Origin of the sequence: Streptomyces sp. NPDC050546 (genome assembly GCF_044457425.1) — a bacterium.
Taxonomy (GTDB): Bacteria; Actinomycetota; Actinomycetes; order Streptomycetales; family Streptomycetaceae; genus Streptomyces.
Window position 1 is genome coordinate 173,080 of record NZ_JBITGX010000010.1, and the last position, 12,050, is coordinate 185,129.

Here is a 12,050-nt window from a genome sequence, read left to right on the forward strand (position 1 = left end):
CGCGGTGACGCGGTCCGGACTGTCCGACATCTTGCCCCTGTCGCCGCTGCAGGAGGGGCTGCTCTTTCACGCGGCCCTCGACGACACCGAGGCACCCGACGTGTACGCCGCCCAGCAGGTCCTCGACCTGGACGGCCGTACCGACCCGGCGGCGGTGCGCGCGGCGGGTCAGGCGCTGCTCGACCGGCACCCCAGCCTGCGGGCCTGTTTCCGCCGCCGCGAGAGCGGCCGGCCGCTCCAGGTGATCCCGGCGGACGTGGCGCTGCCCTGGGCGGAGGCCGACCTGTCCGGCCTGACGGAAGCCGGGCGGGACAAGGAGTGGCGGCGGCTGCTGGACGAGGAGCGTGACCGGCGCTTCGGCCTCGACCGGCCGCCGTTGCTGCGCTGGCTGCTGGTGCGCTGGTCGGCGGACCGGCTGCGCCTTGTGGCCACCAACCACCACATCCTGCTGGACGGCTGGTCCAAGCACCTGCTGGTGCAGGAGCTGACGGCCCTGCTCGACGGAACCCACCCGACGGCTCTGCCGGCCGTAGCTCCCTACCGCGCGTACATGGAGTGGCTGGGGCGACAGGACCGTACGGCGGCGGAGACGGCTTGGCGGAAGGCACTGACGTGCGGGAGCGAGGTTCCGGGCGGGCCCGAGCCGACCCGGCTCGCCCCGGTGACCGCCACCGCCACCGCGCCGCGGCACCGGTCCCAGCCGGACGAGCTCGTCGTCGAACTGTCCCCGGAGCTGTCCGGCGCGGCCGAGACCGCCGCCCGCGCGCTCGGCGTGACCGTCAACACGCTCGCGCAGTCCGCCTGGGGGCTGCTGATCGGCAGGCTGACCGGGCGCCGTGACGTGCTGTTCGGGCAGACCGTCAGCGTCCGGCCGCCGGAACTGCCCGCCGCCGCCGGCGTGGTGGGCCTGTGCATCAACACCGTGCCGGTGCGGCTGGCCTGGGACGAAGGCGGCACCGTGGCCGGGCTGCTGACCGGACTGCAGGAGCGGCAGGCCGCCCTGCTGCCGCACCAGCACCTGGGCCTGGCGGACATCCAGCGAGCGACCGGCGGCACGGACCTGTTCGACACGCTGCTGGCCGTCGAGAACTATCCGGCGGCCCCCGACGGGCAGACCTCCACCGTCACGTCCGTCTCCGGCCGCGACGCGACCCACTACCCCCTCGCCCTGGCACTGCTGCCGGGCCCGCGCATCGCACTGCGGCTGTCGTACCGGCCCGACCTGTACGACGAGGAGGCGGCCCGGCTGCTCCTCGCCCGCTTCACCCGGGTGCTGGAACAGCTCGTCGAGGAGCCCGGGCGGCGCGTGGCCGCCGTGGAGGCACTGCTGCCGGGCGAGCGGGAACGGCTGCTGACGGCGGCGTGCGGTGAACGCCGGCCGGTCGGGGAATCGACCGCGGCCGGGCTGATCGCCCGCCAGGTACGCCGTACGCCCGGCGCGGTCGCCGTGACCTGCGGCGAAGTGACCTTGACCTACGCCGAGTTGTGGGAGCGGGCCGGCCGGGTCGCGGCCGTGCTGCGGGAGCGGGGTGTGGGCCCGGAGCGGGTGGTCGCGGTGGCCGTGCCTCGTTCGGCGGACGCGGTGGTCGCGCTGCTCGCGGTGTGGCGAGCGGGCGGTGCCTGGCTGCCGGTGGACCCGGCGCATCCGGCGGACCGGATCGCGTACGTCCTCGAGGACGCCCGGCCGGTGTGCGTGCTGGGCGGACCCGATGTGGAGCGCCCCGGTTCGCTGCCGCGCGTGGACCTGCTCGCGGCGATGAGGGAGCCGGGTGAGCCGCCCGCCGAGTCCGGCCCGGCGGGCCGGGCGGCCTACCTCATCCACACCTCCGGCTCGACCGGGCGGCCGAAGGGTGTGGTCGTCCCGCACACGGGCGTGGTCAACCTCCTCGACTGGGCGGTGACCGCGTTCGGGCCCGAGCGGCTGGCGGCGGTGGCCGTCTCCACCGCGTTCTCGTTCGACGTGTCGGTCTTCGAGCTGTTCGCGCCCCTCGTCTGCGGGGGCCGGGTCGAGATCGTCCGGGACGCCCTGGCGCTGGCCGAGCACGAAGGCACGGTGAGCCTGGTGAGTGCTGTGCCGTCCGCCGTCTCGGCGGTCGTGGGCCACGGGCGGCTGCCTGCCGGTACGGGCACCGTGGTCCTGGCGGGCGAGGCGCTTCCCGGTGCGCTGGTGGAGCAGGTACGGGCGGCGGCACCGGGTGCCCTGGTGGCCAACGCGTACGGTCCGACCGAGGCGACCGTGTACGCGACGGCATGGATCGCGGAGGACGGTGCGGCGCACCCCCGGCCTCCCATCGGCCGGCCCCTGCCCAACGTCCGGGCATATGTGCTGGACGCGGTGCTGCGGCCGGTGCCGCCGGGCACCCCGGGTGAGCTGTACCTCGCGGGCGCCGGGCTGGCCCGGGGCTACGCGGACCGGCCCGGGCCGACCGCCGAGCGGTTCGTCGCCGATCCGTTCGGGGGGCCCGGGGAGCGCATGTACCGCACCGGCGACCTGGTCCGGCTCCGTCCCGACGGCCTGCTCGACTACCTGGGCCGTACCGACGATCAGGTGAAACTGCGCGGCTACCGCATCGAACCGGGCGAGATCGAGGCCGCCCTGACCCGGCAGCCGTCCGTCACGGCCGCCGCCGTGCTGGTCCGGGACGGCCGTCTGCTCGCCTACGTCACCGGCGAAGACCCCGATCCGGACGGGCTGCGCGGGGAGCTGGCCCGGACGCTGCCCGCGTATCTGGTGCCCTCCGCCGTCGTCTCCCTCGACCGGCTGCCGCTGACGCCCAACGGCAAGCTCGACCGCCGCGCCCTGCCCGATCCGGGGCTCGCGGCCGAGACGGCCGGCGGCGCCCCGCGCACACCGCAGGAGGAGATCCTGTGCGGTGTCTTCGCGGACGTCCTGGGCCTGGACCGCGCGGTCGGCCGGGACGACGGCTTCTTCGCGCTGGGCGGCGACTCCCTGCTGGCGATGCGGCTCGCGGACCGCGTCCGTACGGCGTTGAAGGCGAGCCTGCCGGTACGGGCGCTCTTCGAGGCCCCGACCCCGGCCGCGCTGGCCGGACGCCTGCGCGAGGAGAGCACGCCCCGGCCCGAACTGCGCCCGCTGCCGCGCCCCGACCGGATCCCGCTGTCGTACGCCCAGCGGCGTCTGTGGTTCATGAGCCGCCTCGGCCACGGCACCTCGACCTACACGCTCCCGTTCGCGCTGCGGCTGCACGGCGCCCTGGACGCCGACGCGTTGCGGGAGGCGCTGGCCGACATCGCCGCCCGGCACGAGACGCTGCGCACCCGCTACCCGGACGAGCGGGGCACGCCGTACCAGCTGGTCCTGGACGCCGAGGCCGCCCGGCCCGGGCTGGACGTCGTACCGGCCGCCGAGGAGGACCTGCCCGGACTGCTGCGGGCCGCCGCCGGGCACCGGTTCGACCTGGGGCGTGAACTGCCGCTGCGCGCCACCCTCTACCGGCTGGGCGTCGAGGAGCACGTCCTGCTGCTGCTCGCGCACCACATCGCGGTCGACGGTGCGTCGCTGCGCCCGCTGCTGCGGGACCTGGGCACGGCCTACGCGGCCAGGCTCGCCGGTACGGCCCCGCGGTGGGCGCCGCTGCCCGTGCAGTACGCCGACTTCGCGTCCTGGCAGCGCGCGCTGCTCGGCGACCAGGAGGACGCGGACAGCCTGATGAGCCGTCATCTGGGCTTCTGGCGGGACGCGCTGGCGGGTGCTCCGGAGGAACCGGCGCTGCCCGCCGACCGGCGGCGGATCGCGGAGCCGACCGACCGGGGCGGCCGGGCCGATGTCCGGATCGACGCCGAACTGCACGCCCGGCTGGTCGAGTTGGCGAACGGCTCGCGCTCCACGCTGTTCATGGTGGTCCAGGCGGGGCTGGCCGCCCTGCTGACCCGGCTGGGCTCGGGTACCGACATCACCCTCGGCACACCCGTGGCGGGCCGTGACGAGGCGCGGCTGGAGGAACTGGTCGGCTTCTTCGTCAACAGCCTCGCCCTGCGCACGGACACCTCGGGCAACCCTACGTTCCGTGAACTCCTGGACCGGGTACGGGACTTCGACCTGGCCGCGTACGCGCATCAGGAGCTGCCGTTCGAGAGCCTGGTGGACGCGCTCAGCCCGGAGCGTTCACTCGGCCGGCATCCGCTCTTCCAGGTCATGCTGGCCTTCACCGGCGCCGCCGCGGTGCCCGGCCTCGCGCTGCCGGGGCTGCGGGTGGCGCCCGAGCCGGTGGACACCGGGACCTCCCGGTTCGACCTGACCTTCTATCTCACCGAGCACCGCGACACGGACGGCGGCCCGGCGGGTGTCGACGGTGTCGCCGAGTACAGCGCCGACCTGTTCGAGCCGGATACCGCGCGGCGGCTCGCCCGGCGGCTGGTGCGGTTCCTGGCCGCCGTGGCCGCCGACCCGGACCGCCGCATCGGCGAGGTGGACCTGCTGGACAAGGACGAGCGCCGCGCGGTGTCGGAGCGCACACCCGTCTCCGACGACCTGCCGGTTCTCCCGCTCGCCGAGCTGTTCCGGCGTCAGGCCGCCGAAGCGCCCGGGGCCCCGGCGCTCGTCGGCCCGGACCGCACCCTGTCGTACGGGGAGCTCGCGGACCGCGCCGAGCGACTGGCCGAGGTGCTGGCCGGGCGGGGTGTGCGGCCCGGGGACGTCGTGGCCGTCGTGCTGCCGCGCTCGGCGGACCGGGTGGAGGCGGTGCTCGCGGTGGCGTTCGCTGGGGCCGCGTTCCTGCCGGTCGACCCCGAACTGCCCGCCGAGCGCATCGCCTTCATGCTCAGCGATGCCCGGCCGGCGTTGGTGCTGACGGACACTCACCTGGACGGTGCGCCGGGCGAGCTGCCCGTCTCCTACCACCCCGACCAGGCGGCGTACGTCATCTACACCTCGGGGTCGACCGGCACCCCGAAGGGCGTGGTGGTCACCAACCGGGGCCTGGTCGCGCTGAGCCGTACCCAGGTGGAGCGGTTCGCGCTCGGGCCGGACGCGCGGGTACTGCAGTTCTCCTCGCCCGGGTTCGACGCGTCGGTGATGGAGCTGCTGATGGCGTTCGGCTCGGGTGCCGCGCTGGTGGTGCCGGGCCCCGGGACGCTCGTCGGGGCGACGCTGGCGGAGTCGCTGCGCGAGGGGCGGGTGACGCATGCGCTGATCCCCCCGGCCGCGCTGGCGACACTGGAGCCCGGCACGTTCCCGGAGCTGCGGACCCTGGTGGTCGGCGGTGAGGCCTGCTCGGCGGAGCTGGTGGCGCGGTGGGCACCGGGGCGGCTGATGGCCAACGCGTACGGGCCGACGGAGTCGACGATCTGCGCCACGGTCCACTCGCCGCTCGCCCCGGGCGGGGCACCGCCGATCGGCGTGCCGGTGGCGGGGACCCGGGCGTACGTCCTGGACGGCGCCCTGCGGCCGGTGCCGCCGGGTGTGACAGGTGAGCTGTACCTCGCCGGGCCCGGGCTGGCTCGCGGCTATCTGGAGCGAGCGGGGCTGACGGCGGACCGGTTCGTGGCCGACCCGTTCGGCGGGCGGGGTACGCGCATGTACCGGACCGGGGACCTGGCGCGGTGGCCCGCCGACGGGCCGCTGGAGTACCTGGGGCGCTCGGACGGCCAGGTGAAGATCCGCGGCTTCCGGATCGAGCCGGGCGAGATCGAGGCGGTGCTCGCCGCCCACCCTGCGGTGCGGCAGGCGGCGGTGCTGGTCCGTGAGGACGAGCCGGGCGCGCGCCGCCTGGTCGGCTACACGGTCCCGGCCGAAGGCGCCGCACCCGACCCGGCGAAGCTGCGCCGCCACGCCGGCGTGAGCCTGCCGGAGCACATGGTGCCGGCGGCGGTCGTGGTGCTGGACGCGCTGCCCCTCACCCCGAACGGCAAGCTGGACCGCCGCGCGCTGCCCGCCCCCGGGACGGTGGCCGCCGAGTCCGTCAAGGCCCCGGCCACTCCTGCCGAGAAGGTACTCGCGGACCTGTTCTGCGAGCTGCTGCGACTACCGCGGGTCGGCACGGACCAGAGCTTCTTCGACCTCGGCGGGGACAGCATCGCCTCCATCCGGCTGGTCAGCCGGGCCCGTGAGGCCGGGGTGGTGCTCAGCCCGAGGGACATCTTCGAACGGCAGACGGTGGCAGGGCTGGCCGCCGTCGCGAGGGGCCCGGTCGGTGCGGCTCCGGCCGCGGACGAGGCGGAAGCCCTGGGGCGTATCCCGCTGGGGCCGGTCATGCGGTGGCTGGTGGAGCGCGGCGGGTCCTTCGGGCGGCTCAGCCAGTCCGTCCTGCTGACCGTGCCCGCCGACGCGAACCTGCCCCGGCTGACGGCGGCTCTGCAGAAGCTGCTCGACCACCACCCCGTGCTGCGCTCCCGCCTGGTGGAGGAGGACGGCGAACTCTCCCTGGACGTCCGCCCGACGGGCGCGGTCCGAGCCGAAGACATGCTGAGCCGCCGGGACCTGGCGGGCGCGGACCCGGGTACGGCCGTCGCGGAGGAGTCGGAGCGTGCGAACGGCATGCTGGACCCGGGCACCGGGGCCATGGTGCGGGCGGTCTGGTTCGACGCCGGGCGGGAAGGGTCCGGACGACTGCTCCTGACCATCCATCATCTGGCGGTGGACGGCGTGTCCTGGCGGATCCTCGTCCCCGACCTGGCAGCGGCCTGGCGGGGCGCGGAACTGCCGCCGTCCGGCACGTCGTTCGCCCGCTGGACGCGGCTGCTGGTGGAGAACGCGGCTTCCCGCACGGCCGAACTTCCGCTGTGGCGACGGATTCTCGACGGGCCGAACCCGCCGATCGGCACCCGCCCGCTCGACCCCGCACGGGACACGGCCGCCACCGTCCGCTCCCTCACCCTGACGCTGCCGCCCGAGCACACCGCTCCCCTGCTGGGCGCCGCGCCCTCGCGCTACGGTGCCGGGCCGCACGAGCTGCTGCTGGCCGGCCTGGGACTCGCGGTCGCCGCCTGGCGGGGCACACCGGAGGTGCTGCTCGATGTCGAGGGGCACGGCCGTGAGGAGTTCACCGACGGCGTCGACCTGTCCCGTACGGTCGGCTGGTTCACCTCCCTCTACCCGCTGCGCCTCGACCTCACCGACGCGCAGGCGCCGGACCGGGCGGTCCGCCACGTCAGGGAGCGGCTGGGCGAACTCCCGGACCACGGGCTGGGATTCGGCCTGCTGCGCCACCTCGACGCGCGGGCGGGACAGGAGCTGGCCGCCTTCCCCGCGCCCCGGGTGGGCTTCAACTACCTGGGCCGGTTCGACACCGCGACGCACGACGACGGCCGTCCCTGGGCCCTCGCTCCGGAGTCGTCCGCGATCGGCAGCGGTATGGACCCCGGGCTCGGCACGGCGCACGCTCTGGACCTCAACGCGGTCGTCCGGGACACGGAGGAGGGCCCCTATCTGGAGGCCACCTGGTCCTGGGCGGACGGGCCGCTCGACGAGAGCGCCGTACAGGGGGTCGCGGAGGAGTGGTTCCGGGCACTGACCGCGCTGGCGGCCGGGAGCGCGGAGCCGGTCTCGCCCACCGGGCCGCTGCCCGAAGTCCTGCCCGACGAGTTCCTTCCCGAGGAGTGGGAGGAGCTGGCCGCCGGTCTGGAGGACTGACCGCGCATCCCCGCCACCCCGCACAGCACCGCACAGTCAAGGATCGGTAAGCCCCATGACGCAGCCCGCTCGGGTCGACGTACTCCCGCTGACCCCGCTCCAGGAGGGCCTGTACTTCCACGCCCGGTACGAGGACGGGCCGGACGTCTATCTGGTGCAGCTCGTGTTCGACCTGGCCGGGGCCGTGGACGCCGAGCGCCTGCGGGCCGCGGGGCAGGCACTGCTGGACCGCCATCCCAACCTCCGTGCGGCGTTCCGGCAGCGCCGGGACGGCCGCCCGGTGCAGGTCGTGCCGCGCCGGGCGACGCTGCCGTGGGCCGAGGCGGACCTCACCGGGCTCGACGGGACGGAGGTCGAGCGGGAGTGGCGGCGGCTGCTGGACGAGGACCGGGACCGCGGATTCGACCTTGCCACTCCGCCACTGCTCCGCTTCACCCTGGCCGGACTGGGCGAGGACCGCTTCCGGCTGCTGATCACCCATCACCACATCCTGCTGGACGGCTGGTCGGTCTCCGTCCTGCTCCGGGACCTGCTCGCGCTGTACGACTCGGCCGACCTGCCGCCGGCTCCGGAGTACCGGGCGTTCCTCGACTGGCTGGGCCGGCGCGGCCCGGCCGCCTCGCTCGCCGCGTGGCGCGAGGAGCTGGCGGGGGTCGACGAGCCCACCCGTCTCGCAACCGCCGACTCCACCGCGCCGGGGGCGATCGGCCAGGCGTACGTGGAGTTGCCGGAGGCGGCCACCCGGGCGCTGGCGGCTCGGGCGCGGGAGCTGCGGGTCACGCTCAACACGGTCGTGCGGGCCGCGTGGGCGGTGGTGCTGAGCCGGCTGACGGGACGGGACGACGTCGTGTTCGGGACGACCGTGGCCGGGCGGCCCGCGGAGATCCCGGGCGTGGAGTCCATGGCCGGGCTGTTCATCAACACCGTGCCGGCCCGGGTCCTGCTGCGCCCCGACGAGCCGCTGCGCGCGACACTGACGCGGGTGCAGCGGCAGTACGCCCGGCTGCTCGACCACGAGCACGCCGGTCTCGCCGACATCCAGCGGGAAGCCGGGCTCGGTGAACTCTTCGACACGCTGCTGGTGTTCGAGAACTATCCCGTCGACACCGCCGCCGGGGCGCGGGACGGCTCCTTCCGGATCACCGGGGCGCACGGCCGCGACGCCACCCACTACCCCGTCACCCTGGTCGCCGTCCCGGGCCCGCGGCTCCGCTTCCGGCTCGCCCACCGCACCGGCCTGTTCGGCGGCGACCGGGCCGAACGCACCCTGACCCGGCTGCTGCGCGTGCTGGAGACCATCGCCGCCGACCCCGGCCTCCCGCTCGGCCGGGTCGACCTGCTGGCCGCCGAGGAACGCACGGCGCTCACCACGTCCGAGGCGGCCGCCCTACCCGCCGCGGCCGTGACCCCGGCCGACCTGTGGGAGGCGCAGGCCGCCGCCACCCCGGACGCGCCCGCCCTGCTGGACCGGGGCGCCACGCTCACCTACCGCGAACTCGACGCCCGCGCCGAGCGCCTGGCCTGTCTGCTCGCCGAGCGCGGTGCCGGCCCGGAGCGCACGGTCGGCATCGCCCTGCCCCGCACCGCCGACCTGGTGGTGGCCCTCGTAGCCGTCCTGAAGACCGGGGCCGCCTATGTGCCGCTGGACCCCTCGTACCCGAGGGAGCGGCTGGCCTACATCATCGGAGACACGCAGCCGACCGTCGTCCTCGCCACCACGGACACCGCCTCCGCGCTGCCCGACAGCACTCCCCTCCTGCTGCCGACCGGCCTTGGCGAACCGCCGGCCGGACGGCCCGCGCCCCGGCGCGACCCGGAGCAGACCGCCTACGTCATCTACACCTCGGGCTCGACCGGCCGGCCCAAGGGCGTCGCCGTCACCCACCGCGGTGTGGTGGAACTGGTGGAGTGGGCGCACGCCGAGTTCGGGCCCGAGGGACTGGCCAAGGTGCTGTTCTCCACCTCGCTCAACTTCGACGTGTCGGTCTTCGAGATCTTCCCGGCGCTGCTGTGCGGCGGGCGGATCGAGATCGTGGAGAACCTGCTCGCCCTCGTCGGGGAGAAGCGCGAGAGCTGGGACGTCGGGCTGGTCAGCGGGGTGCCCTCGGTGCTGGCGACGGTGCTCGCCGTCGGGCCGCCGCCCGTGACTCCGCACACCGTCGCGCTGTGCGGTGAGGCCGTGTCCGATCAGCTCGTCACCGACCTCCAGAAGGCCTTCCCCGGCGCGCGGATCGCCAACTTCTACGGCCCGACCGAGACGACGGTGTACGCCACCGCCGGATACACCACCGCCGGACACGCCGGCGACACCCGGTCCGGGGCGCCGCCCATCGGTGCACCGATCGCCGGCGCCCGCGCCTACGTCCTCGACCAGACCCTCCAGCCCGTACCGGAAGGGGCCGTGGGCGAGCTGTATCTGGCGGGCGGCGGCGTGGCCCGTGGGTACGCCGGCGGGCCGGACCTGACGGCACAGCGTTTCGTCGCCGATCCCTGGGGCCGGGCGGGCGCGCGGATGTACCGCACGGGCGACCTGGTCCGGTGGCGGCGGGACGGGCGGCTGGACTTCGCCGGCCGGGCCGACCACCAGGTGAAGATCAGGGGCTTCCGTATCGAGCCGGGCGAGATCGAGTCCGTCCTCGTCCGGCATCCCTCGGTCGCCCGGGCCGCGGCCGTCGTCCGGCAGGACCAGCCGGGCGATCCACGGCTGGTGGCGTACGCCGTACCGGCCGGGGACGGCGGGGCCGACCCGGCGGTGCTGCGCGAGCACACCGCCGCCGCGCTGCCCGGGTACATGGTGCCGGCGGCGATCGTGCTCCTGGACGCCCTGCCGTACACCGCCAGCGGCAAGCTCGACCGGGCCGCGCTGCCCGCGCCGGGCGGCTCCGCGCCGGACAGCGGGGCGCCGGGCACGGAGCGGGAGGAGATCCTGTGCGGGCTGTTCGCCGAGGTGCTGGGACTGCCCGGGGTCGGGGTGCACGACGACTTCTTCGAGCTGGGCGGCCACTCCCTGCTGGCCACGCGGCTGATGTCACGGATCCGGTCGGTGTGCGCCGCGGACCTGCCGGTACGGGTGCTCTTCGACGCGCCCACCGTCGCGCAACTGGCCCGGCGCCTGGGCACGGTCGGCGCGGAGCGCACCCCCGACCGACTACGGCCCACCACCACCGCCCCGGCCCTGCCCCCGACTCCGACTCCGACAACGGCGCTGGCCCCGACTCCGGAATCGGCAACGGCTACGGCCCCGACCCCGGACCCGGCTCCCGCGCCCACCCACGCCCTGGTGGTCGACGCCGCAGCGGGGGAAGCGCCGGCCGGGACACGCCCGGGGAGCCGCCGTGCCCGCTCCACGGATGTGCTGTCCGAGTCCGACGCACGGGACGTCGCCATGCGCAGGAGTGCCGCGCCCGGGCGGTCGGAGGCCGATCAGGCCCGGCCGGCGGACAGTTCCGCTTCCGGGGACCCGCTGCTGCCGTTGCGCAGGCGCGGGGCGCGGGAGCCGCTGTTCTGCGTCCACCCCGTCTCGGGCATGAGCTGGGGCTTCGCCGGCCTGTCCCGGCACCTGGACGCGGACCGGCCGGTCTACGGCCTGCAGTCCCGCGGCCTGCTCACCGGCCGCGGCCTGGCGACCGGATTCGACGACCTGGTCGCGGACTACGCGGCACGGATCCGCCACGTCCAACCGCACGGTCCGTACCACCTGCTCGGCTGGTCCATGGGCGGCCTGGTCGCCCACGCGCTCGGCACGGCCTTCCAGGAGGCCGGCGAGGAGGTCGGTCTGCTGGCGCTGCTCGACTCCTACCCGGAGCAGCGCGGCGCGAGGAAGCGCGTGCCGGACGACCGGCAGGCTGCGTTGCGCAACCTGCTGACGGTCCTGGGGCGTGACGTGCCGTCGACCCGCCTGAGCGAGGCGGACTTCCTGCGCCTGGCCCGCGGTGTCCCCGACATGGCCGCCACCCTGACCGACACCGAACTCCTCGCCCTGGTCCGGGTGACCACCAACAACCGGCGGCTGATCACGGAGTTCGCTCCCCGTCCGTACCGCGGTGACGTGCTGTTCTTCACCGCGGCACAGGACCCCGACGCGTCCCGGTACAGCCACCGCTCCTGGCAGCCGTACGTGACCGGGCGCATCGACAACCACGACGTGCCCTGCACGCACGCCGCCATGACGCGGCCGGAGCCACTCGCCCTCGTCGGCCCGATCACGGCCGGCCTGCTCGACCCCACCCCCGAGAGGAACGCCCGATGACCAACCCCTTCGACGACGACACCCTCCAGCACCTCGTCCTGGTGAACGACGAGGGTCAGCACTCCCTGTGGCCCGCCTTCGCGGAGGTCCCCGCGGGCTGGACGGTCGCGCACGGCCCGGAGAGCCGGCAGTCCTGCCTGGACCACGTCGACGAGCACTGGACCGACCTGCGGCCCAGGAGCCTCGTCGAGGCCATGGGCGAGTAGCGGC

The 12,050-nt window shown here is 75.3% G+C and carries 3 protein-coding genes; all 3 read left to right on the forward strand.

Going from position 1 to position 12,050, the window contains the following annotated elements; genetic code table 11:
- Positions 1-4 precede the first annotated feature (4 nt).
- From ACIBK5_RS25370 to ACIBK5_RS25380, 3 genes are read left to right on the forward strand one after another with little or no spacing between them, the layout of a single operon-like run.
- The gene (locus ACIBK5_RS25370; RefSeq protein WP_399022733.1) at positions 5-7,591 is read left to right on the forward strand and encodes an amino acid adenylation domain-containing protein; all 7,587 of its coding nucleotides are present in this window, start codon (positions 5-7) and stop codon (positions 7,589-7,591) included.
- 55 nt (positions 7,592-7,646) lie between these two features.
- Positions 7,647-11,840 carry an amino acid adenylation domain-containing protein gene (locus tag ACIBK5_RS25375; RefSeq protein WP_399022735.1) on the forward strand — a complete coding sequence of 1,398 codons (4,194 nt, stop codon included), beginning with the start codon at positions 7,647-7,649 and terminating at the stop codon, positions 11,838-11,840.
- Entirely contained in the window at positions 11,837-12,046 is a 210-nt protein-coding gene (locus ACIBK5_RS25380) for an MbtH family protein (protein WP_399022737.1), read from the forward strand. The genes ACIBK5_RS25375 and ACIBK5_RS25380 overlap by 4 nt, the downstream gene beginning before the upstream one ends.
- Positions 12,047-12,050 lie beyond the last annotated feature (4 nt).